The 16,479-nt window shown below is 72.5% G+C and carries 15 protein-coding genes; 8 read left to right on the top strand and 7 right to left on the bottom strand.

The features are described from left to right. Window positions 1-4 precede the first annotated feature (4 nt). Genes PSESU_RS13970 through PSESU_RS13980 form a run of 3 tightly spaced genes read right to left on the bottom strand, consistent with a single transcriptional unit; the run spans window position 5 to window position 1,319 of the window. Entirely contained in the window at window positions 5-298 is a 294-nt protein-coding gene (locus PSESU_RS13970; RefSeq protein ID WP_013536445.1) for a polyketide synthase dehydratase domain-containing protein, read from the bottom strand. 30 nt (window positions 299-328) lie between these two features. After that, entirely contained in the window at window positions 329-1,009 is a 681-nt protein-coding gene (locus PSESU_RS13975) for a hypothetical protein (RefSeq protein ID WP_041765055.1), read from the bottom strand. A gap of 43 nt (window positions 1,010-1,052) precedes the next feature. Beyond that, window positions 1,053-1,319, bottom strand: a complete 267-nt coding sequence (locus PSESU_RS13980) for a phosphopantetheine-binding protein (protein ID WP_013536447.1) — start codon at window positions 1,317-1,319, stop codon at window positions 1,053-1,055. A gap of 136 nt (window positions 1,320-1,455) precedes the next feature. Here PSESU_RS13980 and PSESU_RS13985 point away from each other — a divergent pair, with 136 nt between their 5' ends. The 3 genes from PSESU_RS13985 (at window position 1,456) to PSESU_RS13995 (ending at window position 5,231) form a co-directional block, all read left to right on the top strand. Continuing rightward, window positions 1,456-2,838 carry an NAD(P)/FAD-dependent oxidoreductase gene (locus PSESU_RS13985; RefSeq protein ID WP_013536448.1) on the top strand — a complete coding sequence of 461 codons (1,383 nt, stop codon included), beginning with the start codon at window positions 1,456-1,458 and terminating at the stop codon, window positions 2,836-2,838. Next, on the top strand, window positions 2,835-3,851 hold the full coding sequence (locus tag PSESU_RS13990; protein WP_013536449.1) for a pteridine-dependent deoxygenase like protein: 1,017 nt from the start codon (window positions 2,835-2,837) through the stop codon (window positions 3,849-3,851). Before PSESU_RS13985 ends, PSESU_RS13990 begins: the two co-directional genes overlap by 4 nt. Window positions 3,852-3,929: 78 nt before the next feature. After that, window positions 3,930-5,231 (top strand): serine hydrolase domain-containing protein, encoded by a 1,302-nt coding sequence (locus PSESU_RS13995; RefSeq protein ID WP_013536450.1) that lies wholly within the window; start codon window positions 3,930-3,932, stop codon window positions 5,229-5,231. Between the two features lie 22 nt (window positions 5,232-5,253). Here the strand turns inward: PSESU_RS13995 and PSESU_RS14000 are convergent, their stop codons facing one another. Then, a complete protein-coding gene (locus PSESU_RS14000; RefSeq protein WP_013536451.1) occupies window positions 5,254-6,318 on the bottom strand; it encodes a patatin-like phospholipase family protein in 1,065 nt (354 codons plus the stop codon). 41 nt (window positions 6,319-6,359) lie between these two features. Beyond that, window positions 6,360-7,751 carry an AMP-binding protein gene (locus tag PSESU_RS14005; RefSeq protein ID WP_013536452.1) on the bottom strand — a complete coding sequence of 464 codons (1,392 nt, stop codon included), beginning with the start codon at window positions 7,749-7,751 and terminating at the stop codon, window positions 6,360-6,362. A 162-nt stretch (window positions 7,752-7,913) separates the two neighbouring features. Here PSESU_RS14005 and PSESU_RS14010 point away from each other — a divergent pair, with 162 nt between their 5' ends. Genes PSESU_RS14010 through hemF form a run of 4 tightly spaced genes read left to right on the top strand, consistent with a single transcriptional unit; the run spans window position 7,914 to window position 12,335 of the window. Beyond that, the gene (locus PSESU_RS14010) at window positions 7,914-10,316 is read left to right on the top strand and encodes a S9 family peptidase (RefSeq protein ID WP_013536453.1); all 2,403 of its coding nucleotides are present in this window, start codon (window positions 7,914-7,916) and stop codon (window positions 10,314-10,316) included. After that, on the top strand, window positions 10,313-10,738 hold the full coding sequence (locus tag PSESU_RS14015) for an NUDIX hydrolase (RefSeq protein ID WP_013536454.1): 426 nt from the start codon (window positions 10,313-10,315) through the stop codon (window positions 10,736-10,738). The genes PSESU_RS14010 and PSESU_RS14015 overlap by 4 nt, the downstream gene beginning before the upstream one ends. A 48-nt stretch (window positions 10,739-10,786) precedes the next feature. Next, the gene (locus tag PSESU_RS14020) at window positions 10,787-11,356 is read left to right on the top strand and encodes a hypothetical protein (protein ID WP_013536455.1); all 570 of its coding nucleotides are present in this window, start codon (window positions 10,787-10,789) and stop codon (window positions 11,354-11,356) included. A 43-nt stretch (window positions 11,357-11,399) separates the two neighbouring features. Next, the gene (gene hemF / locus PSESU_RS14025) at window positions 11,400-12,335 is read left to right on the top strand and encodes an oxygen-dependent coproporphyrinogen oxidase (RefSeq protein ID WP_013536456.1); all 936 of its coding nucleotides are present in this window, start codon (window positions 11,400-11,402) and stop codon (window positions 12,333-12,335) included. A 412-nt stretch (window positions 12,336-12,747) separates the two neighbouring features. Here the strand turns inward: hemF and polA are convergent, their stop codons facing one another. Beyond that, entirely contained in the window at window positions 12,748-15,531 is a 2,784-nt protein-coding gene (gene polA / locus PSESU_RS14030) for a DNA polymerase I (RefSeq protein WP_013536457.1), read from the bottom strand. 138 nt (window positions 15,532-15,669) lie between these two features. On the opposite strand from polA, the gene PSESU_RS14035 reads away from it, so the two are divergent. Then, complete coding sequence (locus tag PSESU_RS14035) at window positions 15,670-15,969, top strand: DUF2782 domain-containing protein (protein WP_013536458.1); 300 nt, start codon at window positions 15,670-15,672, stop codon at window positions 15,967-15,969. A gap of 21 nt (window positions 15,970-15,990) precedes the next feature. Here the strand turns inward: PSESU_RS14035 and soxR are convergent, their stop codons facing one another. Next, window positions 15,991-16,461 carry a redox-sensitive transcriptional activator SoxR gene (gene soxR / locus PSESU_RS14040; RefSeq protein ID WP_013536459.1) on the bottom strand — a complete coding sequence of 157 codons (471 nt, stop codon included), beginning with the start codon at window positions 16,459-16,461 and terminating at the stop codon, window positions 15,991-15,993. Between the last annotated feature and the right edge of the window lie 18 nt (window positions 16,462-16,479).

The following is a 16,479-nucleotide window of genomic DNA, read 5'->3' on the forward strand; positions in this document are numbered from 1 at the left end:
CGCCTCAGCGGCCATCGGCGGCCCCTGCGCGCAGCTGGCCACTGGCCAGCACGGTGTCGCCGCGGCGCACCTGGAAGCGCCACGCCGGGGCCTCTCCCTCCAGCACCACCTCGGCTTCCTCGCCCGGCAGCAGCGGGTGCAGGAACTTCACCTGCGGCAGCTGCAGCGGGCCGCGCGCGCCATGGGCGGCCTCGACCGCCTCCAGCACGCGCTCGAGCAGGACCACGCCCGGCACCAGCGGGCGGCCGGGGAAGTGCCCGTCCAGGCAGGGATCGTCAGCGGGGATAGTGAAACGCATCGCGCAAGGATAGCCCGCCGCGGGCGCGGCTCAGCCCAGCAGCTCGCGCCAGAACCGCGGACCCAGCGCCGCCATCTGGCGGATGAAGTCCAGCCCGTTGCGGTAGGGCTGGCGCGGGAAGCGGCGCTTGCGCCAGGCGAACTCGCCGAGCATGAAGCCGCCGACCACGCCGTAGTTGAGCAGGTTGGCGAACCAGGACCATGCCTCCGGGGTCACCACCACCGGCGGCGTGCGCCCCAGCGCGTGCAGCACCCCGCCCGGCACCGCCCACAGCGCCAGCAGGGCGTTGGCCACGGTCAGCAGGGCCAGGACCCCGGCCCAGCCGGCGGTGAGCCGCCGCGCGTACGCGGCCAGGTCGTCGGTGTACGCCTGCCCGGCACGCTCGTGCAGGGCGCGGACGATGCGGGCGATCAGCGGGGTGCGCCCGCCCCACAGGCTGCGCGCGAACCACCACGCCAGCCAGCCGGTGAACAGCACGGGCGGGGCCAGCAGCAGCAGTTGCGGCCAGGGGCCGCCGTCGATCCAGGCCAGCCCGGCCAGCAGCACCGCCAGCAGGGCCAGGGCCCAGAACCGGAGGCGCAGTAGCGGGGCGGCCAGCAGCAGCAGGACCAGGTCGGCCAGGGCCAGGCTGGCCCAGGGCGCGCCCTTCACCGTGGCGGCATGGGCCAGGAACGGATAGGCCACGCACAGCAGCAGCTGGACGGGCAGCAGCAGGGCCGGGCCGGCGCCGGTGGCACCGGGACCGCGCGGGGCTTCAGCCGGCGCGCTGCGACTGGACATGGGCCGCCAGCGCGCGCAGCGAGGCGAAGATGCGGTGGTTGTCCTCGCCGTCCGAGCGCAGCTGCACGCCGTAGCGCTTGGCCACGGCCAGCGACAGCTCCAGCGCGTCGATCGAGTCCAGGCCCAGGCCATCGTTGAACAGCGGCGCCTCCGGGTCGATCCCGTGGGGGTCGACGCCCTCCAGGTTCAGGCTCTCCACCAGGAGTTCGGCCAGTTCACGCTCGGCTTCGGTCTGCGACATCGGGACTTCCAGGGTCATACAGGGCCGGCAACGATCCGGCATCGTCCGCCCGGGTGCAAGTCCGGTCGCCACGGGGCGGGCGTGATGACCGTCGCGCTATCATGCCACCCCGTCCAGTAGACCCGGCTGCCACTGCATGATCCCGAACGACCCGACGCTCCCTCCCACCGCGCCTGGGGCGCCCACGGAGGCAACGAACGTGGTCGACACGGATGTGCTGGTGATCGGCGGCGGCCCCGCCGGGACCACCGCCGCGACCTTCCTGGCCCGCCGCGGCCGCAAGGTCGTGCTGCTGGAGAAGGACGTGCACCCGCGCTTCCACATCGGCGAGTCGCTGCTGCCGATGAACCTGCCGATCCTCGAGCGCCTGGGCGTGCTGGAGCAGGTGCGCCAGATCGGCGTGTACAAGCCCGGCGCCGACTTCCCGATGCGCGGCAACGCCGACAGCGTCAACGTGTTCCGCTTCGACCGCGCGCTCAACCCGCGCTTCGGCCATGCCTACCAGGTCAAGCGCGCCGAGTTCGACACCATCCTGTTCGACAACGCCATCGCCAGCGGCGTGGACGCGCGCCAGCAGGTCAAGGTCGAGCAGGTCGAGTTCGGCGCCGACGGCCGCCCCGCCCTGGTGCGCGCGCGCCAGGCCGACGGCACCGCGCTGGCCTTCCGCCCACGCTACCTGGTCGACGCCAGCGGCCGCGACACCTTCCTCGGCAACAAGCTCAAGCTGAAGAAGAAGAACCCCAGGCACCAGTCGGCGGCGATCTTCAGCCACTTCCGCGGCGTCACCCGGCGCGAGGGCGAAGCCGCCGGCAACATCACCGTCGAGCGCTTCGCCCACGGCTGGATGTGGCTGATCCCGCTGACCGGCGACATCATGAGCGTCGGCGCGGTGTGCTTCCCCGAATACCTGAAGACCCGCACCGGCGACAACGAGTCGTTCCTGATGCAGACCCTGCGCGACACCCCGTCGGTGTGGGCGCGCATGGCCAATGCCGAGCGCGTGGCCCCGGTGCACGCCACCGGCAACTACTCCTACACCTGCGAGCGCATGCACGGTCCGGGCTGGGTGATGGCCGGCGATGCCTTCGCCTTCATCGATCCCGTGTTCTCCTCGGGCGTGTACCTGGGCATGAACAGCGGCGAGCAGGCCGCGGCCACGGTCGACGCGATCCTGTCCGAACCATCGCGCGAGGCCGCCGAGCAGCGCGCCATGGACCGCCGCCTGCGCCGCGGGCTGCGCTACTTCTCCTGGTTCATCTACCGCTTCACCACCCCGGTCATGGAGCACCTGTTCGCGAACCCGCGCAACCACTGGCAGCTGGAGCAGGCCGTCATCTCGATGCTGGCCGGCGACGTGTTCGACAACACCGCCGTGCGCTGGCGCCTGCGCGCGTTCCGCGTGGTCTACAACCTGACCGCGATCAGCATGGCGCCGAAGGCGCTGGCCGGCTGGCTGCGCCGGCGCCGCCAGGTGGGCCAGCGCTTCAGCGGCGACACCCTGCAGGGAGGCAACCCGTGAGCCGCCCGCTGCCGCTGCCCGGTTCCGACGCCCGCCTGCACGTCGGGTATGCGCCCGCGCCTACCCTGCAGGCGCAGCTGGACGACCCGCGGGTGCTGGCCGTGTTCGGTTTCGGCGCGGACGCCCCCGGGCACGCCGACCCACGCTTCCTGCGGGTGCCGCTGCGCCCGCTGCAGGACGAGGCCGTGGTCGAAGTCTGGCGCACCGCCGGCCCGGTCGAACACGGCCGCGACGGCGACGTGGCCTGGGCCAGCGACGGCCGCCTGCTGTTCGGCGCCATGGAAGTGGCCGAGCCCGACGGCGGCGACATCGAGGCCGCCGCGCGCCATGCCTACACCCGGATCGGCGCGTTCCTCGCCGGGCTGCCGGCCTGCCACCTGCTGCGGGTGTGGAACTACATGGATGCCATCACCCTCGGCGAGGACGACGAGGAGCGCTACCGCCGCTTCTGCGTCGGCCGCGTCTCCGGCCTTGGCCAGCTCGATGCCGCCCGGCTGCCGGCGGCCACCGCGATCGGCCGCTGCGACGGCCAGCGCGTGCTGCAGGTGTACTGGCTGGCCGCCACCGGTCCCGGCACCCCCCTGGAAAATCCTCGCCAGATCAGCGCCTACCGCTACCCGCGCCAGTACGGCCCGCAGCCGCCGAGCTTCGCCCGCGCGATGCTGCCGCCCACCGGCAGCGACATGCCGCTGCTGCTGTCCGGCACCGCGGCGATCGTCGGCCATGCCTCGCAGCACGCCGGCTCGATCCGCGCCCAGGTCGAGGAAACCCTGGCCAACATCGGCGTGCTGATCGGTTCGGCGCGGCGCATCCGGCCCTCGCTGCCGGTCGCGCCGGACGCCGCCACCCCGCTGAAGGCCTACGTGCGCCATCCGGAGGACGCGGCCGAGGTCGCCGCGGCGCTGGATAGCCACCTGGGCCGGCAGGTGCCGCGGCTGCTGCTGCACGCCCAGGTCTGCCGGCGCGAGCTGCTGGTGGAGATCGACGGCGCCCACGGCGTGCCGCAGGTCTGAAAGTCCAGCCAGGGCATTGCGGGCCCGCGGCACGCGTGGCCTGATGGCGGCCGCCAATGCCAGCCACCGGAGAGCCCCGTGCACCGCATCCGCCTGCGTCCCTGCCTGTCCGCCCTGCTCCTGGCCTGCGCGGCCTTCGCCGCCAGCGCCGCGCCGGCCCCGTTCGATGGCCGCGCCGGGGTGGCCCGCGTCGACAAGGCGCGGATCGACGCCGCGCTTTCCGGGCTGGTCGAGTCCGGCCGCATCGTCGGCGTGTCCGCCCTGGTCTGGCAGGACGGCCGCGAGGCCTACCACGGTGCCTTCGGCCTGGCCGACCGCGAGGCCGGGCGGCCGATGGCGCGCGACACCCTGGTCCAGGTCTTCTCGATGACCAAGCCGGTCACCGGCGTGGCCCTGATGCAGCTGCATGAGCAGGGCCGCTTCGGCCTGGACGATCCGGTCGCCCGATACCTGCCGGAGTTCGCGGCGGTGAAGGTCCATGGCGGCACCGATGCCCAGGGCCAGCCGCTGCTGCTGGACCCCCAGCGTCCCATCACCATCCGCGACCTGCTGCGGCACACCGCGGGCATGGCCGGCGGCGACGCGCCGGAGCCGGTCGGCGGCTACTACCGCGCCGCCGATCCGGACAACCTCGACAACACCCTCGAGGAAGCGGTGCGGCGCATGGCCAGCGTGCCGCTGCTGTACCAGCCGGGCGAGCAGTGGTTCTACTCCCCCGCGGTGGACGTGCAGGCGCGGCTGGTCGAGGTGCTGTCGGGCATGCCGTTCGAGCGCTACCTGCAGCGCCACGTGTTCGGCCCGCTGAAGATGAAGGACACCCGCTACACCCTGCGCCCGCAGGACCGCCCGCGCATCGCCGCGATGTACCGGCGCAGCGACGATGGCGTGCTGACCCGCGTCCCCGACGAGCAGGCCTATGCGCTCATCGGCCGCCAGCGCGCGCTCACGCCGGGCAGCTGGGGCCTGGTGTCCAGCCTCGACGACTACATGCGTTTCGCGCGCATGCTGCTGGGTGGCGGCGAGCTGGACGGCGTGCGCCTGCTGCAGCCGTCGACGGTGCGGCTGATGGCCACCGACGCGCTGCCGGGCAACATCGGCCCCGGCGAGCGTTCATGGCTGCCGAGCAAGGGCCAGGTCGGCTTCGGCATCGACTTCGCCGTGCGCATCGCGCCGCCGGCGGATGCGGAGGAGGCCTCCGGCGAGATCGGCGAATTCTTCTGGGATGGCGCGGCCAACACCCTGTTCTGGGTGGACCCGGCCAACCAGCTGGCGGCGGTGCTGTTCACCCAGTGGCTGCCGTTCGGCAAGGTGCCGCTGCACAAGGACTTCCGCGACGCGGTCTACGCCGACGACAGCAGCGCCGCCGCGCCGCGGCCCTGAGTGGGCGCGCCGGCGCCCTCCTTCAGTCGGCGACGGGCGTGCAGTTTTCCTGTTCGCGCCCGATCGGGTTCCAGCGCGAGCGCGGCTTGCACGGCGGCAGCTTCGGCGCCTGCGCCGCCGCCCGCGCAGCGGCCTCGGCGCGCGCGGCCTGCAGCCGCTGCGCCTTGAGCCTGGCCAGCTCGGCGCGAATCTGCGGCAGGGCCGCCAGCGCGGCCTTCTCGCCCTCGAGGATGGCCTGGTTGCGACGGGTGAAGTCGGCCGAGCCGTAGTCGGTCACGTCCGGGCGGATCACGATGTCCGCGCGCGCCAGCTCCTGCTCGCCCAGGCGCTGGCCCATGATCGAGATCGACTGGTTGACGATGCCCAGCATGCCGTCCGGGCGCTTGCCGCTGGCCTTGCTGGAGATGTCCACGGCGATGACGAAGTCCGCGCCGAGCTGGCGCGCCGCGTCCACCGGCACCGGGCTGACCACGCCGCCGTCCACGTACTGGTACTGGCCGATGGTCACCGGCTCGAACACGCCCGGCACGCTGCTGGAGGCGCGCACCGCCTGGCCGGTGTTGCCGCGCACGAACACGGTGCGTTCGCCGGTCTCCAGGCGGGTGGCGACCGCCGCGAACGGCATGCGCAGGCGCTCGATCGGGCGCTTGCCGACCTGGGCGTTGACGTAGTCCTGCAGGGCCACGCCCTGGACCAGGCCGCCGGAGAACAGGCGCACGTCGCGGATCCTGCCCTCGTCCAGCGCGACCGCCTTCTCCTGCAGCTGGAACGGATCCATGCCGCTGGCGTAGAGCGAGCCGACCACGCTGCCGGCGCTGGTGCCGGCGACCACGTCGGGCTTGAGCCCGTTGGCCTCCAGCATCTTGATCACGCCGATGTGGGCAAAGCCCTTGGCCGCGCCACCGCCCAGCGCCAGGCCGATCTTCGGCGGCGCCACGACCGGGTCGGGCACGACCGGGGCCACCGGCTGCGGCGCGGTGGGACGGGTGTTCCCGCCGCCGCATGCCGCCAGCAGTGCACCGGCCAGCAGGGGCAGGAGCAGGCGCCGGAGGCGCGGGCGGGACGGATTGGCCTGGGTCTGGGTCACGGTGGCGGGTACGCGCGGACGTGCGGGAATGCCGGCCGATTCTAGGCGGCGTTCCCTGACCCGGACCCGACGGTGCAGGTGCCCGGCCCCGCCAGCGCCTCCAGCAGGGCGTCGCGGCACAGCTTGCCGGTGGCATTGCGCGGCAGCTGCGGCAGCAGGCGCACGCGGCGCGGCAGGAACACCGGATCGACGTTCGCGCGCAGGGCGGCGACGATGTCGGCCGGGGCCAGGCCAGGCGCGACCGCCAGCGCGGCGATGCGCCCCACCCCGCCCTCGCGCCCGGGCTCCAGCTGCACCACCACGCCGTCCTCGACGCCGGGCACGGCCAGCAGGCGGCGGGTAAGGTCGCCCAGCGAGGCGCGCTTGCCGGCGATCTCGAGCAGGTCGGCCTGGCGTCCGCACAGGCGGAAACGGCCATCGGGCTCGACCTCGAAGATATCGGCCAGCGCCACCGGCACCGGCAGGTGCGGGGCGTGGACCAGGGTGCCGTCGGGCTGCGGGCTGACCCGCACGCCCGGCAGCGGCGTCCACAGCGGATCGCGCGCGGTGCGGCGACGGGCGAACACGCAGGTCTCGGTCGAGCCGAACACCTCGCGCACCTCGCCGCCGTAGCGGTCCTCGGCCTCGGCAGCCAGTTCCTGCGGCAGCGGCGCGGTGGCGGAGACGATCCCGGCCAGTGCCGGCAGGGACACGCCCGAGCGCAGCAGCGCGCGCAGGTGCACCGGCGTGGTCACCAGGATGCGCGGCCCGGTGGCCTGCTCCAGCGCCCCGGCCACGTCGGCCGGCAGCAGCGGCCGGCCCGCGTGCACCGCGGCACCGCCCAGCAGCGGCAGCAGCACGCTCATCTCCATGCCATACATGTGCTGCGAGGGCACGGTGGCCACGACCTGCGGCTGCTGGTCGCCCCACAGGTCGGCCAGCGCGGCCAGGTTCTGCCCGGTACCGGTGGCGAACGCGCCCCAGGTCTTGGAATGGGCCTGCGGACGGCCGGTGCTGCCGGAGGTGTAGCCGATCGCGGCCAGGTCGCCACGACGCACCAGCGGGGTGGGCCCGTTCGCCGGGGCCAGCTCGGCCGCGGTTTCCGGTCCGGGCACGTCCATCCCGCATTCGCCGCCCAGGCGGTAGGCGCCACCATCGGCGTGGGCCTGGATCACGTCGGCCAGGGTCTGCGGCGCGCCGGACGGTGGCAGCAGGGCGACCTGCCCGCGCAGCGCGGCGGCGCAGAAGCCCAGCAGGAAGCGGTAGCGGTCCTCGGACAGGTGGGCCACACAGCGCGCTTCCGGCAGCCGCTCCGCCAGCGCGCGGGCCTGGGCGAGGAACTGCCCGAGGGTTACCCGGGTGCTGCCGTCGAACACGACGACGCGCGCCGGATCCCCGGCGACGAGAGGCAGGTCTTCGACCGCGGGAAGGGCTGGCTGGATTACGGCTGACATCAGGCTCGGGAGTTCCTGCGGCAGTCCCCGCCGCCGCACAAGGCGCACAGGATCGCCCCCAGCCGCCGCTGCGGCAAGCGCGCCCACCCATGACCTCCAGCCGTGGGGCGCCCCGGAGGGGACTGCTACCCTGCGGCGCCAGTCCATATGCCGGTTTTGTCCATGACCCAGCCTTCCCCGCGGGCCGCACTGCGCCTGCTGCCGCTGCTGCTGGCGGCCCTGCCCCTGGCGAGCTCCGCCCAGGCCCCGTCCGGCGGCGATTTCACCCTCGAGCAGGCGATGGCCGAGCCGGACTGGATCGGCCCGCCGGTGGAAAAGGCCTGGTGGAGCTGGGATGGCCGCGAGGCCCAGCTGCTGCTCAAGCGCGAAGGCTCCCCGGTGCGCGACACCTGGCGCCAGCCGGTGGCCGGCGGCGCCCTGCAGCGGGTCCCTGATGCCGAGCGCGCCGCCCTGGATGCGCCGGATCCGGCCTACGACCCGCAGCGCCGGCGCATGGCCTTCGTCCGCAACGGTGACGTGTTCGTACGCGACCTGGCCAGCGGCCGCCTGGTCCAGCTCACCCGCACCGCCCAGGCCGAGTCGCAGGTCCGTTTCGCCGCCGACGGCGGCGTGCTCTGGCGCGCGGGCAACGACTGGTTCCATTGGCGCGCCGACGGCACCACCGCCCAGGTCGCCAGCCCGCGGGCCGAGCGCGATCCGGCCGCGCCGCCGGCCGCCGACGCCCTGCGCGAGCAGCAGCTGCGCACGCTCGAGACCCTGCGCCGCGACCGCGAGCGCCGCGAGGCCCAGCGCGCGCAGGAGGACGCCTGGCGCAAGGCCGACCCGACCCGCGCCGCCGCCCCGGTGTTCCTCGGCGACGACGTCGAGATCGTCGACACCAGCCTCTCGCCGGACGCGCGCCACCTGCTGGTGGTGACCAGGAAGAAGGGTGCCGACGGCGGCCGCGAAGGCAAGATGCCGACCTACGTCACCGAGTCCGGCTACGAGGAATTCGAGGACGTGCGCACCCGCGTCGGCCGCAACGACCCCGTCCCGCATGCGCTGTGGCTGGTCGACGCGGTCGAGGGCCGCGCCCGCGAACTCACGTTCGACGCCCTGCCCGGCATCGCCAGCGACCCGCTGGCGGCGATGCGCAAGGCCGCCGGGAAGGAGCCGCTCAAGGGCAACCGCCCGCTGCAGGTCGGCGGCGAAGGCGCCGGCGCGGCGATCCGCTGGAGCGACGACGGCCGCAACGTGGCGGTGATGCTGCGCGCGATCGACAACAAGGACCGCTGGATCGCCTCGGTCGACCTCGACCAGGCCCGCCTGCAGCCGCGCCACCGCCTCACCGATCCGGCCTGGATCAACTGGAACTTCAACGAGTTCGGCTGGCTGCCCGACAACCAGACCCTGTGGTTCGTGTCCGAGGAGAGCGGCTACGCCCACCTCTACACCCAGTCCGGCAACGGCAGGCCGCGCCAGCGCACCTCCGGCCGCTGGGAGGCCTCGGCGCCGGTCCCGACCGCCGACGGCCGCGGCCTGCTGTTCCTGTGCAACCGCGCCTGGCCGGGCGACTACGAGGTCTGCGCCCTGGACCTGGGCAGCGACCAGGTCCGCGAGGTCACCGCGCTCGATGGCGTGGAGGACTTCGTGCTCTCGCCCGACGGCCGCCAGCTGCTGGTGCGCTACTCGGGCAGCTGGCTGCCGCCGCAGCTGGCGGTCGCGCCGCTGGACGGCGGCGAGGCCAGGGTCCTGACCGACACCCGCAGCCCCGCGTTCAAGGCCCGCGCCTGGACCGCGCCACGGATGGTGCAGGTGCCGTCGAAGCACGGCGCCGGCAGCGTCTGGGGCAAGTTCTACGGGCCGAAGGACTACGAGCCGGGCCGCAGGTACCCGGTGGTGATGTTCGTGCACGGCGCCGGCTACCTGCAGAACGTGCACGCGCGCTGGCCCAACTACTTCCGCGAGCAGATGTTCCACCACCTGCTGGTCGAGCAGGGCTACGTGGTCCTGGACCTGGACTACCGCGGCAGCGAGGGCTACGGCCGCGACTGGCGCACCGCGATCTACCGCCGGATGGGCCACCCGGAGCTGGAGGACTACCTGGATGGCCTGGACTGGGTGGTGGCCAACCACCAGGGCGACCGTGACCACGCCGGCATCTACGGCGGCAGCTATGGCGGCTTCATGACCTTCATGGCCCTGTTCCGCAGCCCGGGCACGTTCAAGGCCGGTGCCGCGCTGCGCCCGGTGGTCGACTGGACCCAGTACAACCACGAGTACACCTCGAACATCCTCAACACCCCGGAGCTGGACCCGGAGGCGTACCGCAAGTCCTCGCCGATCGAATACGCCGAAGGCCTGCAGGACCACTTGCTGATCGCCCACGGCATGATCGACGACAACGTCTTCTACCGTGACTCGGTGGTGCTGGCGCAGAAGCTGATCGAGCTGCGCAAGGACAACTGGGAGCTGGCCTCCTATCCGCTCGAACGCCACGGCTACGTGCGTTCGGACTCCTGGTTCGACCAGTACCGGCGCATCCACAAGCTGTTCGAGCGCACCCTCAAGGAGCCGGCGCGATGAGCAGCGCCGGGCTGATCCGGACCGTGGCCGCGGTCATCCGCGACCCGGCCGGGCGCGTGCTGCTGGTGCGCAAGCGCGGCTCGACCACCTTCATCCAGCCCGGCGGCAAGACCGAGCCGGGCGAGTCGGCGCTGCAGACCCTGGCCCGCGAGCTGGAGGAGGAGCTGGGCGTGGTCCTGCGCGTGGACAGCGCGCACCGCCTGGGCGAGTTCGAGGCCGACGCGGTCAACGAGCCCGGGCGCCGGGTGCGCACCGAGGCCTATGCGGTCGAGGTCGACGGCCATCCGCAGGTCCGGGCCGAGATCGAGGAGCTTGCCTGGGTGGTGCCGCAGGCGCCGTTCCCGGTGAAGGTCGCCCCGCTCAGCGCCGGCCACGTGCTGCCGGCCCTGCGCCGGGCGATGGCCGCCGGCGAGCTGGCCTGAGCGACGCCCCGGCTGGGGCACAATGACGCCATCGACCGGGGATCGACGATGCAGGCACCACCGCCGCTGCCGCGCAGCAGCTTCATCACCACGCTGGGCCGGATCTCGCTGCTGCTGGCCTGCCTCACCCTGGCCGGGGCCTTGGGCCAGGCGGCGGTGGCCGTGGCCATCAGCGACGCCACCGTCGCCCGCCTGGTGGCCGAACCGGCGATGCCACCGATGCTGGGCTGGATGCTGGGGCATCGCCGCCTGCTGTCGCTGCTGGGCCTGCTGCTGGCGCTGCTGTTCCTGGCCTCTTCCTGGGGCCTGCTCAAGCGCCAGGAATGGGCGCGCTGGGGCTTCATCGCCTTCCTGCTGGTCACCGCCGCGCTGAACTTCGCCGGCCTGCCCCTGGCCGGGCAGGTCATCGACGGCATGACCGGCGCCTTCCCCGCCCAGTTCCTCGATACCCCCGAAGGCCGCGATTTCATGGTCCAGATGCGGGCCAACCGCATCGTCTCGATGGCCATGGCCACGGTCACCGCGGTGGCTTTCGCCTGCCTGCACGGCTGGCTGGCCTGGAAGCTGTGCACCCCGCAGGTGCGGGCCGAGTTCACCCCGGGCGCCGGGGACGCTTGATCCCGATCAAGGGCGGTGCCGCATGGCCCGCTAGAATGCGCCCATGGATCCGAATTTCGAACTCGTCAGGGACTATCTGACCGGCCTGCAGGACCGTATCTGCGCGGCGATCGAGGCCGCGGACGGCCAGGCCCGGTTCGTCGAGGACACCTGGACCCGCCCGGCCGAGGCCGCTGGCGGCTCCCATGCCGGCGGCGGGCGTACCCGGATACTGCGCGACGGCGCGGTGTTCGAGCAGGCCGGCATCGGCTTCTCCGACGTCTCCGGCAGCCGCCTGCCGCCATCGGCCAGCGCCGCCCGCCCCGAGCTGGCGGGCGCCTCCTGGCGCGCCACCGGCGTCTCGCTGGTGTTCCACCCGCGCAATCCCTACCTGCCCACCACCCACGCCAACGTGCGCCACTTCCAGGCCCGGCGCGACGGCGAGACCGTGGCCTGGTGGTTCGGCGGCGGCTTCGACCTGACGCCGTTCTATCCGTTCGACGAGGACGTGGTGCACTGGCACCGCACCGCCGCCGACCTCTGCGCCCCGTTCGGCGCGGACCGCTACGAGCGCCACAAGCGCTGGTGCGACGACTACTTCTTCCTCAAGCACCGCAACGAGACCCGCGGCGTGGGTGGCCTGTTCTTCGATGACCTGCACGAGGACTTCGAGCGCGACTTCACCTACCTGCGCGCGGTCGGCGACGGCTTCCTCGATGCCTACCTGCCGATCGTGGAGCGTCGCAAGGACACCCCCTATGGCGAGCGCGAGCGCGAGTTCCAGCTCTACCGCCGCGGCCGCTACGTCGAGTTCAACCTGGTCTACGACCGCGGCACGCTGTTCGGCCTGCAGAGCGGTGGCCGGACCGAGTCGATCCTGATGAGCCTGCCCCCGCGCGTGCGCTGGGAATACGGCTTCCAGCCGGAGGACGGCAGCGCCGAGGCGCGCCTGCACGACTACCTCGTGCCACGCGACTGGCTGGCGCGCGAACCGGCCTGACCCGCGCCGGTAGATCCACCAGGGGAAAGCGGCCGGGAAACGGCCGCCGCGGGAGTTCCGGACCGTTCCGGAAAGAGGCATGGGACGCCAGCTGCGCCGTGCGCGGCACGGCCGCGCGCGCAGCTGCAGGAACGGGACCCGGAAATAAGAAGCCCCGCCAACCAGGGGGAGGTTGGCGGGGCCGGGGAACGGCGGCTTGGGGAGGAGCCCCCGTTCCAGTAGATCTGCTCCAGGGGAAGGGAGAGATCCGCGACAGGCGTTGCACCTGTCGAGGGCTATCTAACCACGGGCAACATTGGTATTGCGTGAAGAAGCGTTACTGGAACCGGTTTTGTTTAGTCCGGATTCAGTGGCCCGAAACGGTTTCCGAATGAAGCATACAGATTCGGGTAAAAACCACGTGAAACACAGGTCAATGTGCTTCGTCCCAGTTGTTACCGATACCAGTATCGACGACCAGCGGAACGCTCAGGTCGCCCGCCGCTGACATCAGTTCCGGCACCCGCGAAACCAGTTCCGGCACGAACTCCTCGTCGGCCTCGAATACCAGTTCGTCGTGCACCTGCAGGAGCATGCGCGCGCGCTGGGCATGGTCGGCGATCCAGGCATCCACCGCGATCATGGCGCGCTTGATGATGTCCGCTGCCGTGCCCTGCATCGGCGCATTGATCGCCGCGCGCTCGGCGCCGGCACGCTGGGCGGCGTTGCGGGCGTTGATGTACTCCAGGTGCAGGCGGCGGCCGAACACGGTTTCCACGTACCCGCGCTCGCGCGCCTGCTCGCGGGTGCGCTCCATGTAGTCGCGCACGCCCGGGTAGCGGCTGAAGTACAGGGCGATGTAGTCCTGGGCCTGGCCGCGGTCGATCCCCAGCTGCCGCGCCAGCCCGAACGCGCCCATGCCGTACATCAGGCCGAAGTTGATCGCCTTGGCGGCGCGACGCTCGTTGACCGTGACCTCCTCGAGCGGGCGGCCGAACACCTCCGCCGCGGTGGCGCGGTGGATGTCGGCGCCGGAGGCGAAGGCGCCCAGCAGGCCCGGGTCCTGGGACAGGTGGGCCATGATCCGCAGCTCGATCTGCGAATAGTCGCAGGCGACCAGCTTGCGCCCGGGCGGGGCGACGAAGGCGCGGCGGATGCGGCGGCCGTCGTCGGTGCGGATCGGGATGTTCTGCAGGTTCGGGTCGGACGAGGACAGGCGGCCGGTGGCGGCGCCGGCCTGGTGGTAGCTGGTATGCACCCGCCCGGTCTCCGGATTGACCATCTCCGGCAGCTTGTCGGTATAGGTGCTGCGCAGCTTCGCCAGGCCGCGGTACTCGAGGATGATCCGCGGCAGCTCGTGCAGGTCGGCGATGGCCTCCAGCGCCTCCTCGTTGGTCGAGGGCTGGCCCTTGGGGGTCTTCACCAGCGCCGGCAGCTTCAGTTCGTCGAACAGCAGCGCGCACAGCTGCTTGGGCGAATCCAGGTTGAAGCTGCGCCCGGCCAGCGCAGTGGCGCGCTCCTGCGCCTCCAGCATGCGCCGCGACAGGTCCGCGCCCTGGCGGCGCAGCTCGTCCATGTCCACCAGCACGCCGTTGGCCTCGATCCGCTCCAGCACCTGCACCAGCGGCATCTCGATGTCGCGGTACACAGCCTGCAGCTGCGGCTCGGCCTGCAGGCGCGCGGACAGCACGCGGTGCAGGCGCAGCGTGATGTCGGCGTCTTCGGCGGCATAGCGGGTGGCGTCGTCCAGGGCGCACTGCGAGAACGGGATCTGCCTGACGCCCTTGCCGCAGATGTCCTCGTACTTGACCGTGGTGTAGCCGAGGTGGCGCAGCGCCAGGCTGTCCATGTCGTGGCGGGCGTTGCCGGAATCGAGCACGAAGCTCTCCAGCAGGGTGTCGTCGGCATAGCCGGCCACGGCCACGCCATGGCGGCGCAGCACGTGCAGGTCGTACTTGCCATGCTGGCCGATCTTGCGCACCGCCGGGTCGGCCAGCAGCGGGCGCAGCAGGTCCAGCGCCTGTTCGTAGCCGAGCTGGGCCGGGGCGCCGGGGTAGTCGTGGCCCAGCGGCAGGTAGGCGGCGCGGCCGGGCTCGGCGGCGAAGCTCAGGCCGACCAGGCGCGCGCGCATCGGATCGAGGCTGTCGGTTTCGGTGTCCAGGGCGAAGCTGCCGGCCGCGCGCAGGGTAGCGATCCAGGCCTGCAGCTGTTCCACCGTGGTGACGGTCTCGTACTGCCCGGGCGCGGCCAGTGCCGGATCCAGCCCTTCCGGCGCGGCGGCCGTGGCGGTGGCGAAACCGGTGCCGCGGGCGCGACCGGGCTCCTTCTCCGCGACCTCGGCGCCGACCGTGCCGCCTTCCAGCTCGCGCAGGGCCTGGTTGAAGCCGTAGCGGGCGTACAGCCCGCGCAGCTGGTCCACGTGGCGCTCGCGCAGCACCAGCGCCTCCGGGCCCTGTTCCAGCGGCACGTCGGTGCGGATGGTCACCAGCTCGCGGTTGAGCGGCAGGCGGTCCAGGGCCGCGCGCAGGTTGTCGCCGATCTTGCCCTTGATGCCCGGGGCCGCGGCGATCACGCCCTCCAGCGAGCCATGTTCGCCGATCCACTTGGCCGCGGTCTTGGGCCCGCACTTCTCCACGCCGGGGACGTTGTCGATGGTGTCGCCCATCAGCGCCAGCAGGTCGACGATGCGGCCGGCCGGCACCCCGAACTTCTCGATCACCGCCGCGTCCGAATCCATGCGGCTGCCGGTCATGGTGTTGACCAGGGCGATCGAGCCGCCGCCGTTGCCGTCCGGTGCGCGCACCAGCTGGGCGAAGTCCTTGTCGCCGGTGGAGATGGTGACCTCCATCCCGGCATCGGCGGCCTGGGTGGCCAGGGTGCCGATCACGTCGTCCGCCTCGACCCCATCCACGCGCAGGATGTCGATGCCCAGCGCATGGACGATGTCGCACATCGGCTGCACCTGGGCGCGCAGCTCGTCGGGCATCGGCGGGCGGTTGGCCTTGTACTGCGGGTACAGGTCGTCGCGGAAGGTCTTGCCCGGGGCGTCGACCACGAAGGCGACGTAGTCGGGCTTCTCCTTGAGCGTGGCCCGCAGCATGTTGACCACGCCGAACAGCGCGCCGGTCGGCTCGCCGGCGGCATTGGTCAGCGGCGGAAGCGCATGGAAGGCGCGGTAGAGGTAGCTGGAGCCGTCGATCAGGATGAGGCGTTTCATCGCTGCATTCTAGCGGCCCGCTCCGGTACGGGCCGGGAATGGCGGACGCGGACGCCGGACCGCTGCGTCCCGCCGCCGTGCGGCCCCAGCCGGGGCGCCGGCTGCCGCATAATTGGGCGGTCCCCACGGAGAACCGCCATGCGCAAGCTGTTCCTGATCGCCGCCACGCTGGCCGCCAGCCTGCTCGCCGCCGGTTGCGCCACCACCGGTACCTCCGATGCGCCCGTGGACCTCACCGGGGCCGAGGTCGCCAGCCGCGTGCTGGACAACGGCGACAAGGTGGACGAGTACCGCGTCAACGGCCAGCTGCGCATGGTCCGGATCACCCCGGTGCGCGGCCCGGCGTACTTCCTGTACGACCGCGATGGCGACGGCACCCTGGACCGCAACGACGCCGAGAACCTGCCCCAGGTCTACTGGAAGCTGTTCTCCTGGTAGGAGCCGACGGCTCCTGGCCTCTCAGCCCGGCTCCAGCCCGGGCGCGCCCGGCCCCTCGGCCGCCAGCACGTCGCCGGGATTGCGCAACGGGCAATCCTTCAGCGAAAGGCAGCCGCAGCCGATGCAGCCGTCCAGCTGGTCGCGCAGGCGCTGCAGCCGCACGATCCGGGCGTCCAGGTCGCCCCGCCACTGCCGCGACAGGCGCTGCCAGTCGGCCCGGGTCGGGATCCCGTCTTCAGGCAGGGTCGCCAGGGCCTCGCCGATCTCCGCCAAGGGCACCCCGGCGCGCTGCGCCACCTTGATCAGCGACACCCGCCGCAGCACGGCGCGCGGGTAGCGGCGCTGGTTGCCGGCGTTGCGGGTGCTGCGGATCAGGCCGCGCGCCTCGTAGAAATGCAGCGCCGACACGGCGACGCCGCTGCGCGCGGCAACCTGGCCCACGCTCAGCCAGTCGCTGCCGCGCGGTTGCGCGGCATGGGGAGTCCCGCCCATCGCTTGACCTCAATCAAG

Source organism: Pseudoxanthomonas suwonensis 11-1, assembly GCF_000185965.1.
Lineage (GTDB): Bacteria > Pseudomonadota > Gammaproteobacteria > Xanthomonadales > Xanthomonadaceae > Pseudoxanthomonas > Pseudoxanthomonas suwonensis_A.

Bases quoted from the DNA above. Each gene is read 5' to 3' on its own strand.
- PSESU_RS13970 (WP_013536445.1), bottom strand. From the start codon at position 298: ATGCGTTTCACTATCCCCGCTGACGATCCCTGCCTGGACGGGCACTTC.
- PSESU_RS13980 (WP_013536447.1), bottom strand. From the start codon at position 1,319: ATGTCGCAGACCGAAGCCGAGCGTGAACTGGCCGAACTCCTGGTGGAG.
- PSESU_RS13985 (WP_013536448.1), top strand. From the start codon at position 1,456: ATGATCCCGAACGACCCGACGCTCCCTCCCACCGCGCCTGGGGCGCCC.
- PSESU_RS14005 (WP_013536452.1), bottom strand. From the start codon at position 7,751: ATGTCAGCCGTAATCCAGCCAGCCCTTCCCGCGGTCGAAGACCTGCCT.
- PSESU_RS14010 (WP_013536453.1), top strand. From the start codon at position 7,914: ATGACCCAGCCTTCCCCGCGGGCCGCACTGCGCCTGCTGCCGCTGCTG.
- PSESU_RS14015 (WP_013536454.1), top strand. From the start codon at position 10,313: ATGAGCAGCGCCGGGCTGATCCGGACCGTGGCCGCGGTCATCCGCGAC.
- PSESU_RS14020 (WP_013536455.1), top strand. From the start codon at position 10,787: ATGCAGGCACCACCGCCGCTGCCGCGCAGCAGCTTCATCACCACGCTG.
- hemF (WP_013536456.1), top strand. From the start codon at position 11,400: ATGGATCCGAATTTCGAACTCGTCAGGGACTATCTGACCGGCCTGCAG.
- polA (WP_013536457.1), bottom strand. From the start codon at position 15,531: ATGAAACGCCTCATCCTGATCGACGGCTCCAGCTACCTCTACCGCGCC.
- PSESU_RS14035 (WP_013536458.1), top strand. From the start codon at position 15,670: ATGCGCAAGCTGTTCCTGATCGCCGCCACGCTGGCCGCCAGCCTGCTC.
- soxR (WP_013536459.1), bottom strand. From the start codon at position 16,461: ATGGGCGGGACTCCCCATGCCGCGCAACCGCGCGGCAGCGACTGGCTG.